Here is an 18262-nt window from a genome sequence, read left to right as displayed (position 1 = left end):
TTACTTAGGCTTTGGCAACTTTGAGCAAATCTGAAATTTTAATATCCATTCCAAATCTTGCCTCGTTCTTTTTCATATAGAAAAAGATTGCCAAAAAGTCTGGCAATGCCTTGATAAAGCTAAAGTCCTTGTGAATTTTTGCTCGAACAAAATTAAACACTTTGGCATAGACCTTGTAGTGTTTTTCAACTGCCTTCTCATATGCTGCAAAGTCATTCATGTTTTCAACAAAAATATCTACACACTGCATCGATGGAATGATTCCCTCTCCTAACAATGCATAAACAGTACCAATTGATTCCCCGACTCCGACAACTTTGCCCGAATAGTATGGCTTGCATCTGTCTGGAGTTGCTAGTCTGATTGGCCTTCCCTTTGTTTTGAGAACCTTGCCACCGTGCTTTTTTAGGAAATCATCAGTTGCCTTGATGTGCTGTTTATTGTAATCTCCTGCTCCAATGTGGGCCCATTTCTCACCCAGTGGGAAATACCAGAAATATCCTGACATTCCAGGAAATGGTTCAATGTAAAAGTCATCATATGGTACGCCGTTTTCATATTCTACTTTGTATTCGTATGTTGGCAAGAAAAAGTCCTCTTTCATTTTTGGCAAATATGCTCTACTAAAACCAGTACAGTCAACTATCATGTCGTATTCTTTTTCCAATTCCTCAAGCTTTGGTGCATCTCCGTAGATAATTTTTGAATCTTTTATGAAATCCTTGATTAGTGCTAGTTTGTCATATGTGCACATTCCGTGCAGTCCGATATCGAATTTTACGTCATTGTTCATTTTGACATGCATATTTTTTCCATCATGAATTAGAAAATCATTAAAATCTCTGTCTACCTTTTTGCAAAATTCTGTCAGTACTGGCTTGATTGTACCCCATGCACAAATTGAATCATGGTTTTCTTCTCTGTTTCTCTCATATCCGGTAACATCATGTCCTGAATTTTTTAGTCTGGCCATAAGATAAGAGCCTGCCACTCCCATTCCCATCACTGCGATCTTCAAGATGTTTGCCGTCGGCTTGGGCCTAATAAATACACTATCTGTTTTTGTTCAGGTAAATTCTCAATAGTAGGAAAAGATAGTGTCGGTTAAATATCAAATTCACATTATACAATATAAGAAAAGGTGAGTCTGTCGTCTGAGAACAATCGTTTCAGACCTTAAGACAAATCGCTGTCATCAGAAAACCAACGGTTACTGATCTTAAGTGAAGAGCTGTCATCTGCACCTTTGGTGTTGATCTTAAGCTCAACTGCCTTTTCGTTTCATTTATTTTACATAATTTTTTTAATTCTATCATGGATGTCTTTGAGGCAATAGAGACTCGTCGTGCAATCAAAAAATTTGACAGCACATACAAGATGAGTAGTGATGATGTTCAGAAATTAATGGAGCATGTAATTTTGGCTCCGACTAGCTACAATCAGCAGAACTGGAGATTTGTATATGTAACTGATCAGGATGTAAAAGAAAAGATTTCAGTGGCAGCCAGAGGTCAAGCCCAACCAAAAGATGGATCTTTGGTAGTGATATTGTGTGGTGACATGAATGCATGGAAGACTGAACCTCTGCGATACTGGAAGAATCATCCTGCAGAAAAACAAGAGACAATAAAGGCAGCTCTTGAGAGAAAATATGATGGCAATCCTCAAAATCAACGAGACGAGGCAATCCGTTCTTGTGGAATGGCAGCTCAAACAATAATGCTTGCAGCAAGACAAATGGGATTGGATTCTTGTCCTATGGTAGGATTTGAATACGACGAACTAGCAGAGTTGATAAAATTACCTGAGGACCATCTCATAGTAATGATGGTGGTAGTTGGCAAAAGAACAGAGGATGCTACAGCTCGTGGCGGTCAGTTGCCTTTGGATCAGGTAGCCTTTGAGAATAGTTTCTAGATTTTTTGAATATCTTTTATTATGATAATGTGGTAGATGTCTCATGGGTGCAGAAGAGGCAATCAAGAAATTAGAGACCTCAAACCAGGGTCTGCAAGTAATTTTAGATAACCTTGATGAGCAGCTAAAAGCAATCCGTTCAGACCCCAAACTCTCAGGGATGGTCGATGACTTGGAGACATTGTTTTATGCCTATCTTAAAACCTGGATGAAAAGCAACAATGAAATCCTTGAATTGCTAAAGAAATAAAATTACTCTAGGAAACCTTAACTCTTATCTTGATTATATACAATTGATTGACCTGTTTTAGATGTGACGGCAAAGGAAAATTGCGAAACCAGTTTGGCCTTTATGAGAAATGCGAGTCCTGTCAAAAGGTTGATATGACTTTTGAAAAGATGGATGAACAGGATTTTGATTAAGTAATGGTGTTTGGTTTTAAATTTGGATTCTTAAAGTTCAAACCGATATCTGAGAAATTTAGAAACTCTTTGTACATTGGAGACAACAAAAGATGTACAAAATGTAACCGCCTTTTATCAAAGCACACAAAGGGCGAACTGTGTTATTCCTGTCAGAGCGAATCTTAGATAAAAGAAAAAAACGAGGATTCTCTAATCCTCAAAGTCATAGTCTGATTCCGAATCATCGTCTTCGAAATCATCGTATTCATCTTGTGCTTCACGATTATAACTCATGGCAAATGTGGGTTGGAATTCTTGGATTTAAACAATATGAATGATTTATTCTATATTTGATAAAATCAGTATAGAGAAAAAAACAAGCTTCAAAAGATTATTTCTTTTTAGAAGCTGCCTTTGTTGTTTTTTTAGTTGCTGCTTTTTTAGCTGCTGGTTTTCTAGTTGCTGCTTTTTTAGCTGCTGGTTTTTTAGTTGCTGCTTTTTTAGCTGCTGGTTTTTTAGTTGCTGCTTTTTTAGCTGCTGGTTTTTTAGCTGTTGCCATAACTCAAATGGTAATTTTACATGGATTTCTATTCGTGAAATTAAAAAAAATACACTAATGAGGTATTATTTTAAACACTTTTTTTCCGAGTTTTAGATCCCAATATCTTTAAGTTGATAATTCTTTGAAACAAATTATGGACGGTGCAGATCTTGCAAGACGTGATCATCAGAGAAATAAATCTGAAATTGTCAATCTAGTAAAAGATATGTTCAAGCAAAACAAATGGGGAGATGAAGAATACAAGAATCAACTATATGATCTAGTTCTAAAAGACGAGGCTCTGGTAAAGGACGTGATATCAAAAATAAAACAGGAGAAAGGACTGGAATGAAGCCTGAATCAGTAAAAATTTTGATTGGTGAGATAGATTACAAGCTTGGACGCATTGAATTCTTTAAGGGCAGATTGGAAGAATGGGAGAATAAAGAGGACAAAGAGTATGACCAGTCCCTCAGACGACTAAACAAGCTAATTGACGAGGCTGTTAACCTCATTCGGATCATGAAAATTGAAGGGTTGGAAGAGTTTGCATCATATGAGGATGTGCTCCAAAAACTCTCTAGATAATACACAACTCTTAATTTTTAGTATTTTTAGAATTAACTCATTGGAATATGAAATTGTGAAAAACCCGATGGGGTTAATCGAGTTTACATTAAACAAGGGCGAGAAAATTACTGCAGAGGCTGCTGCCATGGTTTACATGAAAGGAAACATCGTTACAGAGACTAGGATGAGAAAGGGCGGATTCTTCAAGTCGCTCAAAGCTGCCGCTCTTGGAGGCGAATCGTTTTTTGTCAACGAGTTTATCGCAGAAGAGGATAACTGCAAGCTAGGCATTTCTGGCAACATGCTAGGGGACATTGAGGTAATTGATGTAAATGAAGAGTTTATCGTCCAGTCCGGCTCTTTTGTCGGCTCTACAACTGATGTAACACTTGACACACAATGGCAGGGATTCACCAAAGGCATCTTTGGAAGCAATCTGTTTATGCTAAAGACAGTTGGCAATGGAAAAATGTTTGTCAATGGATGGGGTGGCATACTAAAACAGGAACTGGCATCTGGTGAGAAGATGATACTTGATAACTATCAGCTAGTGGCACTAAGTTCTACTGCTGGATACCGTGTAACTAAACATGGAAGCATGAAGACTACGTTATTTGGTGGGGATGCCTTGGTAATTGAGGTCGTAGGACCCGGAACTGTCTATTTACAGACCAAGAATATTATGGAGTTTGTTCGAGCAATAATTCCGTTTTTGCCCAAAAGAAACTAGCATGAAAAATTTCATTGTAGGAATTGCATCTGCAGAGTTTGTTTGCGTTGCGCCTGATAAGAATGCAAATAAAGATGGGGGTTTGGTGTAAAAAATAATGGGATTCAAGGACAAGTTTGTAGGTGATAATACTGGAAATGTCTCAATCAAAGTACAATGCACTGGGTGTGAGAGAATAACCGTAGTTAGAATTCCATCTGGAAAATCATTTGAGAAATGGAATGAGAAAACAACTTGTAGTCTTTGTGGTGGAAAAAGCTGCTGGGAAAAACTTACCTAGTTTGTCCTCAATCTCTTTAGATTCTAAAATTACCACTAGCAATTTAGTTTGATATTTTTGATATACTAAAAAAACACATCTGAAACTATGGTTATGAAATTAGATAGCAAAAAGACATTGATTGCAGGGCTGGGAATTACATTGTTGATAACAATTTTTGGTGGATTTATCATTACTACATTTTTGATTCCACAATGCAAGGAAGTTTTATGCTAGATTCTGAATTTGATTTGGATTGGTCCGAATTTTCATTCTTTGATTGGATTCCAAAGGTAATCCGACTGCAGTCCGTCCGAGATGATGATTGGCAAATTACTCGCAAGTCAATGCTTGGGACGACTCTGAAATTCAAATTTGAAACTTTGAAAAACTGGCTAGAACAAAACAATAATTCTGAAAAATCCCAAGTTCAAACCCAAAACTATGTTCAAGCTCTGAGGCGAAGTGGTCTGATTGAATAACCTGATAATTGTTGTTATTGTGTTTGCAGTTGCAATTGGTATTGGGATTTTAGCCAACTCAAACTATGGGCAGTATGTGGTGGAGCGAGACCAGAGAAACTTGCAAGCCTCAGTTGCTGATTGCAAGAATCTGTTCTCTCAAGGAATGAAACAAGATGATTGTATTACAAAATCACTTGAGGTCTTTGGAACTGATTATCAAAAGACTCAGTGGGAGCAGAGATTAGACTACCCTTGATTTATGGGAATCGTCCCTCTCTGACTTTGGATTCAATTGAGATTGTTTCGAATTTGTCTGAATCATCAACTGTTATGGTATCTTTACTCTTCATAAAAATTCTAATCAAACCTTCTAGTTTCATATTTGTTTGATGTATTTGTGACTAGATTTTACAAGATGATTTTTCTATCTAAGACCAAGTCACAACTTTTTTTCCATGTTTAGAAAAAGCTAAAAACAATCCTAATGTAATGCGCTTATTTGCCCTCACTGGAAGTATCTCATGATAGTAAATTGGATTGATTATCACCAAATCCCCTTGATTTGGCTTTATCTTTACAGATTCATTACAATCTGAAATCACACCTTTTGAATAACCAAAATCTATGTTACGAAACTTTTCATCTGATTTTTCCCATGATTTTTTGTACAATACCAATTCTCCCCCTTTTTCAGATTGCTGAATATACAATACTGTGGATAGTTGAATTGGAAATTTGGAAATATCAAAACCCTTTGCTTCATAACTTGCATTGTCTCTGTGTATTGGAGCAAAATCTCCTAATTCATGCAGTCTGATTACTCCACATGCATATTTTTTTCCATCTTCTACTGCAATAGTGACCTGTTTTTCAGGAAATAGCACTTGTAATGTTTTGTGAATTTTTTTCCTTGGATCCTCCAAGCCTGAAAAAACTTGACGTACTGTTTTTCTTAATGCATCTGCTTGAACAAAATATTCCCCTTTTCTAGAAATAAATGATACAAGGGAGATGCCAATCTTTTTCATTTTTTCATTATTTTCAAAAGTTTTTGTCTCAATCCTTTTGGATATTGTTTTACATGAATCATTTTTGTAAAAATTCCTAATTATTAGTGCAGGTGATTCTCCCGTAATGATCTTCTCTATGATATTTTCATTTTGACATATCTCTTTACAGTCTATTTCTATTGGATTCCACTGTAAATTCATCTAATATCCACCTTGACCTGAATGTGAAACAACAGATGCTAGAGTTCCATCATTTTCTTTGTCTTTAATTTCACATTTTACAAATGATCCAGCTAAATTTTCTTGTATTTGCTCTTTTGTACACTCGTTGGGATCTGCAGGGAGACTCATTATGTCAGTTTGAAGAATCTTTATTTTCTCAATTTCTGAATAGTCGCCCTTGTTTCCATCTTTTTTGTGTGTCACACTAAGCTCAAAAATCTGACCCGACAAAACATTTCCTACGTTTCCCCAAATTATGTCCATAAACTGAATTTGTATTTTCTAATATTTATTGTCCCTATTATTTCTCATCTAGTGGTAACTAATTGAAATTAGTGGTAAAAACCTCCTATGATTATTTTATTACCATGTTATCTGGAATAATTAAAAATCCGTTTCTCTGATACAATACCCTTAAGTTTCCAATTTTCAATTGTATACCTATGAATTTCATCACAAGAAAGGTCCTTGAGATGCAGTACAAGAAACTTTATGATTCCAAAAAGAGACTAAACCAGCATCTGGAGAAAAGAGAGTCTATTGCAAATTCAGATAACAAAAAAGAGATTGAAAAACTCGAAAAATACATTGCCATCTGGAAAAAGAATATCGAGAAAATAGAAAAAGAGATCAAAAAGATAGAAGACAGGGAATCTGATAAAGAATAGACACGCTTAAGTTACCAAGATATTCTGAATCGTATGCAACTAACCAAGAAAGACAAAAAAGCAGTAGCTGTAAGTCTAGCACTATTAGTAGGAATAACACTATACACGTTTTCTACTGTTTTAGAATTCTAAATTCACAAGTTAGAAATTCTCGAATCTTGAAATGATTTGTGACTTTTGGTTCTAACTTGCTCTACTGGTCCGGTCGAATTCGATTAACTGCGTCCAAAATTATACCCATGTTAGTGGGCATATCCCATTCCGTCAAACCCAAACTTATTCAATTAAAATTGCAGGTTTAAATGGTCTTGCGTGTCTTGATTTTCCCTTAGGATCATAAATGTCACTATCTGATTCTGAATACACTTGTATCTCTACACCAAACTCTTTCTTTCCAATACTGGATAATTCCGATGATAAGAATTCCTTTTCATCAAATGACTCTGATTCAAGTTTCATTTGCTTTATCTCCTCCGATTCAGAATGTAAATCCTTGATTACTTTTTGGATATAGTCTGGCATCTTTTTGGCCTCTGTAGTTTCAGGATCTGCAATGAGTTCTTTCATTATAACTCCCATGTTATTTTGTCCACCTACCATTATGCTCAAAATTTTATGATAAACTTTTGATTTCATAGAATCAGAATTTACATAGATTACAATTTTCTTTGGAGTAATCTTTGTAACTTTGAGAATGTTTGAAATATCATCAATAGTTGCTTTTAGTAATTCTTCTGATTGAATTGATGTTGCATCTACCTTTTCTTTAGAGAATTCAGGCCATGTTGATTTTGATACCAATCCACCGTTTCCAAGATTACTCCACATTTCCTCAGATATGTGTGGTGCAAATGGAGACAACATTGCAACTCGTACAGAGTTTATCTGGTGTAATATTCCTGAAACATCTTTTCTTTCTTTAGCTTGGATTCTTTTTTGATACCATCCTAAATCCGTTTCAAAAGTAAACAAAATGTCATGTAGTGCTTCACGCAATCTCATCTTCTCTACAGCTTCTGTAATTTGAGAAATCTTGTTCTGGGTTTTTGATAAAATCCATTTATCTTCGGCTTGTAGTTCTCCAATTGGAGCATTTTTGAGCCTAGAACACTCCTCTAACAGGGCTGCAAGCTTGTTTTGAATACCGTAAACTGATTCCATGTTAAAATCAGCATCCTGCAATAATTCAGCTGATGAAATGATAGCTAATCTAATTGGGTCTGCACCATGGTCTCTAATTGCAGTACGTAATGGAATGATGTTTCCCATACTTTTTGACATCTTAGCACCATCCATCATGACACTACCGTTAACTACAATTTCTTGTGGCCAGAATTTTTTATCAAATATTGCAACATGATTTAACACAAAGAATGACAAGTGGTTCTGCACTAAATCTCTACCAGAATGTCTTGAATCAACTGGATAAAAATATGTAAATTCTTTTTTCATTGTTTCGATTACGTCCTCACTAAGCTTCGATGTACTTGCAGCTAGTTTTACATCTCCCTTATCTAGCATAACATAATCAAAGAATTCTTGAGTTAAATTCTCTGGAGTTACTGTTCCATCATTTACAAATTGTGAAATGGTATAGTATGCCATGTAAATTACACTGTCTGATAATGATTCTACAATCCAATCATGATCCCATGGCAGTTTAGTTCCCAATCCCTGCTGTCTTGCACAAGCTCGTTCATGCAACCAATCAATTACTTCAACAAACTCTGTCTTGATGTTACTGGGAAGAATGTTCATCTCATCAAAACAATTGCGAGCTAGTTTCTTCCATTCTTCATCTCCATAATTCAAAAACCATTGATTGTTCAATACTTTGACAACACATTCAGCTCCGCATCTGCAATGCACTGGAGCATTCTCTAGCACTGGGAATTTTTCTAAATGTTTATTCTCTTGAAGCCATGCCCTGATTTTATCACGGCCAAACTGTACCTTCTCTCCGTTAAAATCTCCACACTTATCATTTAATTTTCCATCTGTAAACTCTTTGAGGTACAATTCTTTGGTGGCCTCTTCAAGCTTAGAATCAGTTTGGTCTGACACTCCTAGTTTTTCACAAATCTGTTTTGCAGGATATTCATCGTATCCTTCAGTAACTATGATTGGTATGGGCTCAATTTTTGAGGCTAGATTATCATTTCTAGCCTTCAAATCCATCAAGGCTTGGTAGTCTTTTGGTGCATGGGCAGGTACTGACATTACTAATCCAGTCCCCATTCCAGGCTCTACAAATTCTGCAGGCAAAATTGGAACCTCACTTCCATTGGTTGGAGATACAGCTGTTTTTCCTACAATGTCCTTTCCAGAAATATCTCCAATTACTTTGACCTCTTTTTCAAAGAATTCTAGTTTGTGTGCACATTCTTCTGAAACTATCCATGTTTCATTATCTACTGAAACTTTTTTGTAGATAACATTTGGATTGACCCAAAGATTAGTTACACCAAAAATTGTTTCAGGTCGTAGTGTTGTAATAGGAAATACAAATTCACCAAATGCAAACTTCACCAGGAAATTTTTATCATCAATTTTTGGCTCAACATCTCCCATTGTGTCATGTTGTGATACTGGGTTTTGATCTTTAGGACACCATCCAACTGGATGACTCCCTTGAATGATTCTACCATTTTCTTTAAGAGTTGTAATTTGCCATTCGATAAATTTCTGATAACCTGGAACGATAGTTGTAAACTCTCGTCTCCAATCAATTGAATAGCCCATCTCTATCATGCCCGACTTTATCTCTTCATGGAAATAATCTGCAATCTTTATTGGCTCTACAAATGTTTTGATATCTTCTTCAGGAACATGGTAAATGTTTCTCAATCCGTCAAGAATCTCTTTTTCTCCAGCTTCAATTCTTTTTGCCATTCCAAGTACCGGAGTACCAGTATAATGAAATCCCATTGGGAACAATACATTGTATCCTTGCATTCGATAGAATCTTGCATGAACATCAGCTAGTGTGTATGTTCTTCCATGTCCAATGTGTTGCGGAGAGTTGGGATATGGATATGCTACGGTAATGAATTTTTTTGGTTTCTCATTTGGGTTTGTCTCAAAGTCTTTAGATTCTGCCCATGTTTTGCGCCATTTTGTTTCTATTTCATTCCAGTTAATCGTCATTGTTTCATCCTAAAATCATTGATTTTGCTTTGGCTATTGCCTGCTCTTTTTTAGATGTGTCTTTTCCTCCACCTTGAGCAAATTTAGCGTCTCCCCCTCCTGAACCGCCCAAAATTGAGGCTATTTCCTTGGCTATTTCACCTGAATTCACGCCTGAATCAGCTCCTGCAAACACCATAATTCTAACAGTTGGCCCTGATTCGAAAATACCGCAAAATGCAGCTTTGCTATCTTTGGCAACTAGTTTTTTGCCAAAGTTTTGATGGAAATAATCATCATAATTCTCACTAGATGTAAAGCAAATTTTGTTGTTAACTGTAATGCCATCAAGGTCTCCAGATTCTCCAGATAATATTTTCTCTAATAATACTGGAATCTGTTCTCTGGCTTTGTTTTTGTTTTCTTCTCTCTTTTTCTCTAGTTGTGCTTTTGCAATTTGTTCTTGCTCTTGTTTCTTTGATTCTTCTTCTTGGTCTTTGACATATTGGAATGCAGTGGGACCTGAGACAAACTCTATTCTAACAACACCGTCTTGAATTCGTTTGGTCTTTGTAATTTTGATTAGTTCAATGTCTCCAGTTTTCTTTACATGTGTTCCACCACAAGCTTCAATGTCTTTATCCTCAATTGATACAATTCGTACTGATTTTACTGGAACTACTCCGCCCTGATAAATTCTAAATCCATACTTTTGTTCTGCAGTTCCTCTGTCGTAATAGTTGATGCTTACTGGATGGTTCTCTTTTACCATTTGGTTTGCCGCATCTTCGATTTGTTTTACTTGTTGCTCAGTTAGTGATGAATGATGTGTGATGTCTAGTCTGGCATGATCTGCGTCTTTGAATGCAGAGTGCTGCCAAATCCAAGAACCTAACACTCCCCTTGATGATGCGTTGATGATGTGAGTACTGGTGTGATTCTTTGTAATGTTTGCACGACGAGTCTCATCAACTTTACAAGATACAGTTTTTCCTTCTTTTGGTACTCCGCCTTCTAATTGGTGAACAATAATGTCTGCATGTTTGTCTACATTAATCACCTTGAATCCTGCAATAGTTCCATAGTCTGGCTCTTGTCCTCCACCTCTAGCATAAAATGAAGTTCTATCTAATACGACTTGATCATCAAAGACCTTGATCACTTTGGCATCAAACTCCATTGGGTCATCCTTGTAAAACAGAGTCTCAGTTTCAGGCAAATCCTCTAGTGGAAGTTCTGCTATTGCCTTTTTCTTTTCAGACTGGTGCAAATCAGATAGTTTCGAGTAAAATTGCGAAGGAATCTCTGTAATCGCATCCACTTCCTTGAGGTATTCGGGCGTTATTCCGTCTGATTCGTACAATGTTATTAGTTCATCAACTGTTGGCACTCCTCTCTCGCGAATCTTTTCTGCTTTTTTCTTCATGTGAACTTTGGATTCCTCATATCTTGCAGACTCTAGTTTCAGTATTGTCTTGACATCTTCTCTTTTCTCATCAAGTTCTGGATACGTATCTTTGAGATAGTCAATATGAGTATCAATCAAATCATCAATGTCTAGTTTTAGATTCAATCTGTTGATTGTTCCATTAATTCTTCGCAACATCATTCTCAAGTTATATCCTCCGCCAACATTGCTTGGCAGTGCACCATCTGTAATTGCAAAGATTAAAGTTCTCAAATGATCTGCAATAAGATAAACTCCTTCAAGCGGTGTAATCATTTTGTTTAGTTGTGTATCTGTAATTCCTGCATTTTTTACTGCAAGACGTCTTACTTGATTCAAATCATCAAAATGATCAATCTCTTTTGCAATCTCTGTAAAGTATTTTTTCAAAACATCAGAATCTGAATCAATTCCAATTTTTTCAAACAGTTTTTGATTGATTGGACCAAAGCAGCAGTCATATGCAGTGGGAGTTCCCATGGTAATCCATGCAAATCTCTCAAGGCCTGCACCCATGTCAATTACTCTCTGGTCAAGTGTTGTGTGTTTCCCTAGTTCACCTTGGAATTCAGTAAACACTGCATTTCCAAGTTCCAGTCCTCGCACAAAGTATTCAAGTGATGGACCAAACGAACCGCCACCTGCCCATACGTCTTCAACAAAGACGACTTCTTCTTTTTTAATTCCAAACTGGTCAGTCAATAATCTAAAGTCCAAGTCAACACATTCGTCTTTCCAGTATCCACCCAAATCAGGAACACTGTGTTGTCCTATCATACAAAAGCTAGAAAAGTGTCTTCCTGTGACTCCGACATTTTCCAAGTCTTTGAAACGCAGACATGTTTGTGGTACTACAAGAGGATTTGCAGGAAACTCAAAGACTACCTTGCTTCCCATAATTCTCTGAAAATCAACAACTGATGCAATTGTAAAAAACAAGTCATCTCGCCATCTACACACTACTGGGTATCTGCTCACTGATGTGTGATTATTCTTTACAAAAAATTCTTCTACCTGCTTCCATGATTGTGTATAATCAAATCTTTTTGAAGTTGGAGGCTCGCCGATGAATGAGTATGTGTCCAATCCATCATCCGGACACAAGTTCCTATCTGCATTTAGTGTCCAAAAGAATCTGCCACATTTACTGCAAGACTTTCTTACAAATCCTTGCTCTGCAAATAATTTTACATTATAGTATTTCTCAGGATCTGCTGAAAACTCTTTTAGAATCTGACTTTTATCCAACGAAAAGCCTGCTTGAGACCGATATTAAGAATTGTCGATTAATAATACATTAAATACACTACACATACAACTCTATTCATGTTTGGAAGAAAACCTCAGCTAAAAGAAGGAACTCAGATTTTCTCAGTTAAAAAAAATGGCGAGTTTAATGACTTTATTTTTGGTGTAGTTACTGGTGTTGAGGGAAGAAAAGTGGGAATCAACGGTGTGATAGTAAATCCTATTGGACTCAAAAACAAGATTGCCCAAGGAAAGACAGGTGAGCGTTCTAGAGAAATCCTTGAGCATCCAAACCCTGACAATATAATTTTGGCATTGGTGCATAGAGTCGAGCATGAAAATTATGCCGAAGTGTTAGATCTTGATGTTGACAAGTGTGATATTCTTCCACCCAAAGTCTATGCAATGCTAGATGGTTGGGTTCGTGAATCATTACCTGAATTTTTCAATACTGTCTTGTCACTACCAGAAGGCCCTGAAAGGGAAGAGGCAAAACGAGTTTTAAGACACAGAAAGGATACTTTGACTGATCCTAATCTGAAACGTACGGTTTATTCTGTTTGCAGAAGTCTCAAAATTCTGAACTAGTTTTCAGGCGTGAGTTCTCCATAGTTTTATATTATCCAGTAAGAGAATCTCGATACAATGGAATATGTTTACGCTGCTTTACTTCTTCATAAACTAGACAAAGAAGTTAACGAGGCAAACCTCACATCAGTTGTCAAAGCATCTGGTGCTGAAGTTAACGAAGCCCAAGTTAAATCTCTAGTCGCAGCCTTAGCCGATGTGAACATCGATGAGGCAGTTAAAGCCGTACCAGTAGCAGTTGCAGCAGCCGCACCAGCAGCCGCAGCAGCAGATGCACCGGCAAAAGAGGAGAAGAAAGAAGAACCTAAAAACGAAGAAGCAGCCATGGAAGGATTGTCTTCCTTATTTGGCTAAACAACTTTTCTTTTACAAATTTAATTTTGTTAATTTTAATTACTTCTAGCTCGCAGTCTCTATTGGTTGGTTGATTTCTCTTTTCCAATAGATGGTTTCATTAGCATCCTTGATTACTTGGGTACGATAGCATTTGCAGTAACTGGAGCTTCAAAAGCAATTGCACACAAGGCAGATATTTTTGGAATTATTGTATTGGCTACTGTGGTCGGTGTTGGCGGTGGTGTAACACGTGATGTTATTTTTGGAAGATTTCCAACTGCATTTTCTGATCCTATCTATGTATCCTTAACTGTTCTAGTTGGAGTTGTGATGTTCTTTTTGTTTAGACGACTCCAAAAACAGATGAACGTCTGGTTAGTCTTTGATGCAGTTGGGTTGGGGGTATTTTCAATCTTGGGCGCATCAATTGCACACCAAGTAATTGGCTTGGAATTTTTACCAATGCTCTTTGGCGGAATGATTACTGCAATTGGCGGTGGAATACTCCGAGATGTGTTTGTGCGAGAGATGCCAATTGTATTTGTAAAAGAAGTCTATGCTATTGCAAGTATCATTGGAATTGTGATATTTTATGCAATGCTCTCTTCTGGTATTGATACCCAAGTGTCATCTATACTTGGAATTGCTGTGGCAACTGGAATCAGATTGCTTGCAATGAAGTTTAATTGGAATCTTCCAAAGGTTCGAGAGTCTTGATTTTAGTCTTATAATTTGAGTTTGCCTGACTCTATTCCTTCTTGAATAATGTTAATCAAATTCTCCACAGTACAATTTCTCATCGACTCTGGCATGGTATGTGCATCGTATTCCCGAAATCTACTGATCATCTTTTTTCGTATCACCATCTTTACAATTCCTGGGACTTCGTCGTCGAACTTTTGCTTTATGTGCTCTAATATCTCGTCGATATCTTTTTGGTCCATATTATTCTGAAGAAAATCTTAGTATTTTAGGTGCTGTCATCATTCCTACTACTCCGGAAATTATCCCTCCTGGAATACTCGTCATCCAATGATTGAATACAACATCCCCTGATGTTGGCAATACATCATATGGAAACACTCCGTTGTACAGAATTACCTCCAAAAATGTCATTGAAAGCATTGGGAAACCAAAAACAAAAAACATAGAACCAATCATGGCACCTGCAATCTTTCCTGAATGCCTGTTGAGAGTTTTTGATTTGAATTTTGTATTGAAAATGTAATCTGCTGCAATAATGCTTGTCATAGGCGCTAAATACCAAGGAAGAAACTGTGTTAGGTTTTCTCCTGTAAATATTGTAGATGATATGCTCATTACAAAAAATACCAGTCCTGAAATACTGACCAACCCAAATCTATTCATCACTTTTGATGCACACCAAAAGACAAGTGTCAATGCAAATGGGATGAATAAAAAACTCAAAACAATTGCAACATGAGGATCTGGATTAAAGTCATGAGTCTCACCTTCTGATACTGGTAAAACAAAAAAGAAGATCAACCACATTGCACTAAACCAGAAAATTCCAAAGGTCAATGATAATGCTGTATTGATGAATAGACTCTTTTTTTCCATATGAAAACTAATTCTTGAAAATCCAATCACAGTTCCTGTAAGCACACTGAGCATTCCAAGTGCAAGAATCATGTGGGTTGGACTAAGCAGTCCGTCTAACCCAAATGCCTCATGCCACAAAAAGTCTCCAGGACCTGCGATTACTTGAACACTTACACCAATGATGATTAGTTTTAGACCTGTTGCAAATGATTCTGATCTGATGTCTTTTCTTTTTATGTATACAATAACAGCTGCGATTGCCCCGATGACATTGATTCCGACACCAGAGTACAGCATAGTATGGGATGGTGTGAAAAAGGAATCTGGTATTCTCTGCAAATGAGATGAGATGTCCCAACTTGCACCCCACATTGCAATAGTTGTTCCAATTAATGTAATTAGGAAAATGATTGATGGAATTAGAGCCTTTGATCTTTGTTTAATCTCAATTGTCAATAATCTGAGAAAATCTCTTAATGTTCATAAAGGATTCTTATTTTTTTCTGATTACCACTTTGTAAAATGAATAATTATGCAGGGGTGTAATCTTTTGCTTGGCCTGCAACTGCTCTTGCTTGTGCATCTGCTTTTTGTAAGATTTGCTCTTTTGTCTCATCTGTCATAAATCCAGATTCTACTGACAAAGAGCGTGCATGCTGTGATGCCTTTGCAAGAATTTGTGAGATATTGTCTGCAGTAATGTATCCTGCCTCGATAGATAGTGATACTGCCTCTTGGTGGAATTGTGCAAATGCATTTCTTATCTTCTCAACATCGATGACCATTTCTGCTTCTGCATATCTTTGACCTTCTTCTAATGCTGAGTAAAGTGAAATTCCTGCCTCTACTGGTTTGATATCTAATTTACCTAGAATTGATGCTAATTTTTCATTGATTATTCCTCCTTTTTCTACTGGAGTACTGTCTTTGGCAATCCAAATTGTTCCTTGATCAATCTTTGTTGGAATTCCTGCCTCTTTGAATTCAGTAAGCATTGGACCTGGTGCAATTCCTGTATTTTTGGCAGGGACTACAATGTCGATGCTTGCAACATCTCCGCCTCTTGCTGCCATCATGATTTTGTTTTTGGCAAGAAGAACGTTTAGCTTGAATGGTGACATGTTTGTAAATATGAACATGATTTGTCCTTTCAAATCATCGATAATATCTTTGATTCCTGGAATGTCTAGTGTCTCAAGTGCTTTAGCTGCCACTTTATCTTTGACACAGACAAACTCTACTTCGCCCTTGAGTGTTTTTCTTAATGGTAAGATTTGAGTTGAACGAACTTTTTGCATTTGAATAATTGATACAACTTTGTATTTTTTTGGTAACTCTTGTAATTGTTGATACATCTGGGTTTTTCTTTTAGGATAAGTGGTTCTATTTTCATGCATACTTCTTCTTAACCTCTGGTGCTTGCTTTACTGGTTTACCCATTGTAGTTTTGATTAAAATTTTTCTAAGATTTTTCTCACCGTTTGGCAATTTCTTTTCAACTGCATTAAGAACTGCATGTGCATTGATTGCCAAATCTGCGTCTTCCATAGTTACATCTCCAATCTTAGCTGAGATTGAAAGTGATGCTCTTGTTCTTACCTTGATACATGATCTGAATCTTTGCAAGAATGCGTCAATAGATGCATCAAAAGGAACTGGTGTTGGCATTTTTCCTCTTGGACCTAAAAGTTGACCCAAAGTTTTACCAACAGTTGGCATTACTTTGGTATCTGCTAAGAAGAAATCATATTTGTTGATGAATTTTCTAGATTCTCTTTTGTTAGTTCCAAATTTTTCTAGTTCTTCTGTTCCAATTACAGAATCTGCTTTTGCAGCTTTTGCTTTTTGATTCATATCTCCTGTTGCAATAATGCATACTCTTGCAGGAGAGCTGGTTTTTGGTAATTGAACAACTTCGTTAATTGCAAATCCTTTCTTCACATCAATATCTTTGAAAGTAATGATTAGCTCTACGGCTTGTGTGAATTTTCTCTCTTTTGTGGCAGCTTTTGCATCTTTTACAAGATCAACTAGCTGAGCATCTGTAATCATTACGAATCAATTCCTAGAAAACCTACTTAAAATCGTTTAGAGGTTTGGGTTTTTTGCCAATCATTTATTTTAAAAAATTACATATTTTTAGCAATATTCTTACAAATAAGGCAAAAATGTTGCTGAAAACCTACATATATTAATTCAGAACCCTGTTTTTTGAATACGTTGCATCGTTTTGATGAATTAGATATGAAATTACTTTATGAATTGACTCGTGATGGTTCTATTTCCGTTCCCACACTATCAAAAAAACTGGGAATTAACGCCTCTGTTTTGTATAGCAGGATTAAGAGACTGATGAAAAAGAAACTAATCAAAAAATTCACCATTGAAATCGATGACTCTCTCTTGGGAATAGGAGTCAAAGCAAATGTTGGGATAAACCGAGATCCTAAACTCAAGGACTCTATTCACAAAAAATTTCTAGAGACTGCCGAAGTCGTATCTATTTCAGAGGTCACTGGCAGATTTGACATCATGGTTCAGGTATATGCCAAGAACCTTGAAGCCCTTCACTCTATTGTAATTGAAAAAATTGGAAAAATTGAAGGCATACAAAGTACTGAGACCTTTGTAGAGTTACAAAAAACCGATAAAGATCCGGTCTATCTAATTCAATAATTATTTGAATTTCTCATCCCACTTGCCTTCGTTAATTTCGGCAGTGATTTCTTTTGGAGTCTTTCCTTCTACTTTGACTCCTAATGCAAGACATGTTCCAATGACTGTCTTTGCAACTGATTTAATTGATGAAGCATAAGATTTCTCTAGTTTTGTGTTTGCAACTTTGAGTATTGCATCCATTGTAACGTCTCCTGCCCATTCTGTACCTGATGCGCCAGAGCCTTTCTGGATTCCTGCTTCTTTCATGATTAATGCAGCAGCTGATGGGATTCCGATTTCAATTTCATACTTTTTTGTATCGCTATCAACAACTACTGTAACTGGAACTTTCATTCCTTCAAAGTCTTTGGTCTTTTCATTAATTGCATTAATGACTTCCATGATGTTGACTCCCAGTGGACCTAGTGCTGGACCTAAAGGTGGACCTGCTGATGCTGCTCCGCCGGTTACAAGTGATGATACTTTTTGTTCTCCCATGTTAAATCAGAC

At 36.6% G+C, this 18262-nt stretch carries 25 protein-coding genes; 13 read left to right on the top strand and 12 right to left on the bottom strand.

From position 1 onward, the window contains the following. Positions 1–4: 4 nt before the first annotated feature. Complete coding sequence (locus ACW9XA_RS01770) at positions 5–1018, bottom strand: NAD(P)/FAD-dependent oxidoreductase (protein ID WP_457762718.1); 1014 nt, start codon at positions 1016–1018, stop codon at positions 5–7. A 296-nt stretch (positions 1019–1314) separates the two neighbouring features. Between ACW9XA_RS01770 and ACW9XA_RS01765 the strand changes: the two genes are divergently transcribed. Beyond that, positions 1315–1917 carry a nitroreductase family protein gene (locus tag ACW9XA_RS01765; protein ID WP_457762717.1) on the top strand — a complete coding sequence of 201 codons (603 nt, stop codon included), beginning with the start codon at positions 1315–1317 and terminating at the stop codon, positions 1915–1917. Positions 1918–1960: 43 nt separating this feature from the next. Then, positions 1961–2167 carry a hypothetical protein gene (locus ACW9XA_RS01760; RefSeq protein WP_457762716.1) on the top strand — a complete coding sequence of 69 codons (207 nt, stop codon included), beginning with the start codon at positions 1961–1963 and terminating at the stop codon, positions 2165–2167. 546 nt (positions 2168–2713) lie between these two features. Here ACW9XA_RS01760 and ACW9XA_RS01755 read toward each other — a convergent pair. Further along, positions 2714–2881: a hypothetical protein gene (locus tag ACW9XA_RS01755; protein WP_457762715.1), complete on the bottom strand. Its 168-nt coding sequence runs from the start codon at positions 2879–2881 to the stop codon at positions 2714–2716. Between the two features lie 124 nt (positions 2882–3005). On the opposite strand from ACW9XA_RS01755, the gene ACW9XA_RS01750 reads away from it, so the two are divergent. From ACW9XA_RS01750 to ACW9XA_RS01725, 6 genes are all read left to right on the top strand, one after another. Further along, a complete protein-coding gene (locus tag ACW9XA_RS01750) occupies positions 3006–3215 on the top strand; it encodes a hypothetical protein (RefSeq protein WP_457762714.1) in 210 nt (69 codons plus the stop codon). Further along, the gene (locus ACW9XA_RS01745; protein WP_457762713.1) at positions 3212–3451 is read left to right on the top strand and encodes a hypothetical protein; all 240 of its coding nucleotides are present in this window, start codon (positions 3212–3214) and stop codon (positions 3449–3451) included. Before ACW9XA_RS01750 ends, ACW9XA_RS01745 begins: the two co-directional genes overlap by 4 nt. After that, a complete protein-coding gene (locus ACW9XA_RS01740) occupies positions 3420–4163 on the top strand; it encodes a TIGR00266 family protein (protein ID WP_457762854.1) in 744 nt (247 codons plus the stop codon). Before ACW9XA_RS01745 ends, ACW9XA_RS01740 begins: the two co-directional genes overlap by 32 nt. Before the next feature lie 97 nt (positions 4164–4260). Then, positions 4261–4443 carry a hypothetical protein gene (locus ACW9XA_RS01735; protein WP_300322988.1) on the top strand — a complete coding sequence of 61 codons (183 nt, stop codon included), beginning with the start codon at positions 4261–4263 and terminating at the stop codon, positions 4441–4443. A gap of 194 nt (positions 4444–4637) precedes the next feature. After that, the gene (locus tag ACW9XA_RS01730) at positions 4638–4904 is read left to right on the top strand and encodes a hypothetical protein (protein WP_457762712.1); all 267 of its coding nucleotides are present in this window, start codon (positions 4638–4640) and stop codon (positions 4902–4904) included. Further along, a complete protein-coding gene (locus ACW9XA_RS01725) occupies positions 4897–5142 on the top strand; it encodes a hypothetical protein (protein ID WP_457762711.1) in 246 nt (81 codons plus the stop codon). The genes ACW9XA_RS01730 and ACW9XA_RS01725 overlap by 8 nt, the downstream gene beginning before the upstream one ends. A 1-nt stretch (position 5143) precedes the next feature. On the opposite strand, the gene ACW9XA_RS01720 is transcribed toward ACW9XA_RS01725, so the two are convergent. Genes ACW9XA_RS01720 through ACW9XA_RS01710 form a run of 3 tightly spaced genes read right to left on the bottom strand, consistent with a single transcriptional unit; the run spans position 5144 to position 6382 of the window. Continuing rightward, entirely contained in the window at positions 5144–5266 is a 123-nt protein-coding gene (locus ACW9XA_RS01720) for a hypothetical protein (RefSeq protein WP_457762710.1), read from the bottom strand. 48 nt (positions 5267–5314) lie between these two features. Then, entirely contained in the window at positions 5315–6097 is a 783-nt protein-coding gene (locus ACW9XA_RS01715) for a 2OG-Fe(II) oxygenase (protein ID WP_457762709.1), read from the bottom strand. Beyond that, positions 6098–6382, bottom strand: coding sequence for a hypothetical protein (locus ACW9XA_RS01710; RefSeq protein WP_457762708.1), 285 nt, complete (start codon positions 6380–6382; stop codon positions 6098–6100). It lies immediately after the preceding gene. Between the two features lie 179 nt (positions 6383–6561). Here ACW9XA_RS01710 and ACW9XA_RS01705 point away from each other — a divergent pair, with 179 nt between their 5' ends. Next, positions 6562–6786 carry a hypothetical protein gene (locus ACW9XA_RS01705; protein ID WP_457762707.1) on the top strand — a complete coding sequence of 75 codons (225 nt, stop codon included), beginning with the start codon at positions 6562–6564 and terminating at the stop codon, positions 6784–6786. A 276-nt stretch (positions 6787–7062) separates the two neighbouring features. Here the strand turns inward: ACW9XA_RS01705 and leuS are convergent, their stop codons facing one another. Further along, positions 7063–9933 (bottom strand): leucine--tRNA ligase, encoded by a 2871-nt coding sequence (gene leuS / locus ACW9XA_RS01700; RefSeq protein ID WP_457762706.1) that lies wholly within the window; start codon positions 9931–9933, stop codon positions 7063–7065. 4 nt (positions 9934–9937) lie between these two features. Then, the gene (alaS, locus tag ACW9XA_RS01695; protein ID WP_457762705.1) at positions 9938–12607 is read right to left on the bottom strand and encodes an alanine--tRNA ligase; all 2670 of its coding nucleotides are present in this window, start codon (positions 12605–12607) and stop codon (positions 9938–9940) included. A 78-nt stretch (positions 12608–12685) separates the two neighbouring features. Here alaS and ACW9XA_RS01690 point away from each other — a divergent pair, with 78 nt between their 5' ends. From ACW9XA_RS01690 to ACW9XA_RS01680, 3 genes are all read left to right on the top strand, one after another. Beyond that, on the top strand, positions 12686–13195 hold the full coding sequence (locus ACW9XA_RS01690; RefSeq protein WP_457762704.1) for a hypothetical protein: 510 nt from the start codon (positions 12686–12688) through the stop codon (positions 13193–13195). A 57-nt stretch (positions 13196–13252) separates the two neighbouring features. After that, entirely contained in the window at positions 13253–13549 is a 297-nt protein-coding gene (gene rpl12p / locus ACW9XA_RS01685; protein WP_457762703.1) for a 50S ribosomal protein P1, read from the top strand. A 66-nt stretch (positions 13550–13615) separates the two neighbouring features. Further along, a complete protein-coding gene (locus tag ACW9XA_RS01680; protein WP_457762702.1) occupies positions 13616–14248 on the top strand; it encodes a trimeric intracellular cation channel family protein in 633 nt (210 codons plus the stop codon). A gap of 8 nt (positions 14249–14256) precedes the next feature. Here the strand turns inward: ACW9XA_RS01680 and ACW9XA_RS01675 are convergent, their stop codons facing one another. The 4 genes from ACW9XA_RS01675 to ACW9XA_RS01660 form a co-directional block, all read right to left on the bottom strand. Next, complete coding sequence (locus ACW9XA_RS01675) at positions 14257–14475, bottom strand: hypothetical protein (RefSeq protein WP_457762701.1); 219 nt, start codon at positions 14473–14475, stop codon at positions 14257–14259. A 1-nt stretch (position 14476) separates the two neighbouring features. Beyond that, positions 14477–15550 (bottom strand): hypothetical protein, encoded by a 1074-nt coding sequence (locus tag ACW9XA_RS01670; protein WP_457762700.1) that lies wholly within the window; start codon positions 15548–15550, stop codon positions 14477–14479. Between the two features lie 74 nt (positions 15551–15624). Further along, on the bottom strand, positions 15625–16491 hold the full coding sequence (locus ACW9XA_RS01665; protein ID WP_457762699.1) for a 50S ribosomal protein L10: 867 nt from the start codon (positions 16489–16491) through the stop codon (positions 15625–15627). After that, positions 16484–17146, bottom strand: coding sequence for a 50S ribosomal protein L1 (locus ACW9XA_RS01660; RefSeq protein WP_457762698.1), 663 nt, complete (start codon positions 17144–17146; stop codon positions 16484–16486). The genes ACW9XA_RS01665 and ACW9XA_RS01660 overlap by 8 nt, the downstream gene beginning before the upstream one ends. Before the next feature lie 192 nt (positions 17147–17338). Between ACW9XA_RS01660 and ACW9XA_RS01655 the strand changes: the two genes are divergently transcribed. Next, entirely contained in the window at positions 17339–17770 is a 432-nt protein-coding gene (locus ACW9XA_RS01655; protein ID WP_457762853.1) for an Lrp/AsnC family transcriptional regulator, read from the top strand. Here the strand turns inward: ACW9XA_RS01655 and ACW9XA_RS01650 are convergent, their stop codons facing one another. Next, positions 17771–18250 carry a 50S ribosomal protein L11 gene (locus ACW9XA_RS01650; protein ID WP_457762697.1) on the bottom strand — a complete coding sequence of 160 codons (480 nt, stop codon included), beginning with the start codon at positions 18248–18250 and terminating at the stop codon, positions 17771–17773. Positions 18251–18262: the final 12 nt, after the last annotated feature.

The sequence above is a fragment of the Candidatus Nitrosopumilus sp. bin_6a genome, assembly GCF_054095695.1.
The sequence above is the reverse complement of the archived record's forward strand: the minus strand, read 5'-3'. Positions and strand labels throughout refer to the sequence as shown.

Excerpts from the sequence above, each read along its gene's own strand:
- ACW9XA_RS01765 (WP_457762717.1), top strand. The coding sequence starts at position 1,315 with ATGGATGTCTTTGAGGCAATAGAGACTCGTCGTGCAATCAAAAAATTT.
- ACW9XA_RS01760 (WP_457762716.1), top strand. The coding sequence starts at position 1,961 with ATGGGTGCAGAAGAGGCAATCAAGAAATTAGAGACCTCAAACCAGGGT.
- ACW9XA_RS01755 (WP_457762715.1), bottom strand. The coding sequence starts at position 2,881 with ATGGCAACAGCTAAAAAACCAGCAGCTAAAAAAGCAGCAACTAAAAAA.
- ACW9XA_RS01745 (WP_457762713.1), top strand. The coding sequence starts at position 3,212 with ATGAAGCCTGAATCAGTAAAAATTTTGATTGGTGAGATAGATTACAAG.
- ACW9XA_RS01740 (WP_457762854.1), top strand. The coding sequence starts at position 3,420 with ATGAGGATGTGCTCCAAAAACTCTCTAGATAATACACAACTCTTAATT.
- ACW9XA_RS01735 (WP_300322988.1), top strand. The coding sequence starts at position 4,261 with ATGGGATTCAAGGACAAGTTTGTAGGTGATAATACTGGAAATGTCTCA.
- ACW9XA_RS01730 (WP_457762712.1), top strand. The coding sequence starts at position 4,638 with ATGCAAGGAAGTTTTATGCTAGATTCTGAATTTGATTTGGATTGGTCC.
- ACW9XA_RS01720 (WP_457762710.1), bottom strand. The coding sequence starts at position 5,266 with ATGAAACTAGAAGGTTTGATTAGAATTTTTATGAAGAGTAAAGATACC.
- ACW9XA_RS01715 (WP_457762709.1), bottom strand. The coding sequence starts at position 6,097 with ATGAATTTACAGTGGAATCCAATAGAAATAGACTGTAAAGAGATATGT.
- ACW9XA_RS01710 (WP_457762708.1), bottom strand. The coding sequence starts at position 6,382 with ATGGACATAATTTGGGGAAACGTAGGAAATGTTTTGTCGGGTCAGATT.
- ACW9XA_RS01705 (WP_457762707.1), top strand. The coding sequence starts at position 6,562 with ATGAATTTCATCACAAGAAAGGTCCTTGAGATGCAGTACAAGAAACTT.
- leuS (WP_457762706.1), bottom strand. The coding sequence starts at position 9,933 with ATGACGATTAACTGGAATGAAATAGAAACAAAATGGCGCAAAACATGG.
- ACW9XA_RS01690 (WP_457762704.1), top strand. The coding sequence starts at position 12,686 with ATGTTTGGAAGAAAACCTCAGCTAAAAGAAGGAACTCAGATTTTCTCA.
- rpl12p (WP_457762703.1), top strand. The coding sequence starts at position 13,253 with ATGGAATATGTTTACGCTGCTTTACTTCTTCATAAACTAGACAAAGAA.
- ACW9XA_RS01675 (WP_457762701.1), bottom strand. The coding sequence starts at position 14,475 with ATGGACCAAAAAGATATCGACGAGATATTAGAGCACATAAAGCAAAAG.
- ACW9XA_RS01665 (WP_457762699.1), bottom strand. The coding sequence starts at position 16,491 with ATGCATGAAAATAGAACCACTTATCCTAAAAGAAAAACCCAGATGTAT.
- ACW9XA_RS01660 (WP_457762698.1), bottom strand. The coding sequence starts at position 17,146 with ATGATTACAGATGCTCAGCTAGTTGATCTTGTAAAAGATGCAAAAGCT.
- ACW9XA_RS01655 (WP_457762853.1), top strand. The coding sequence starts at position 17,339 with ATGAAATTACTTTATGAATTGACTCGTGATGGTTCTATTTCCGTTCCC.
- ACW9XA_RS01650 (WP_457762697.1), bottom strand. The coding sequence starts at position 18,250 with ATGGGAGAACAAAAAGTATCATCACTTGTAACCGGCGGAGCAGCATCA.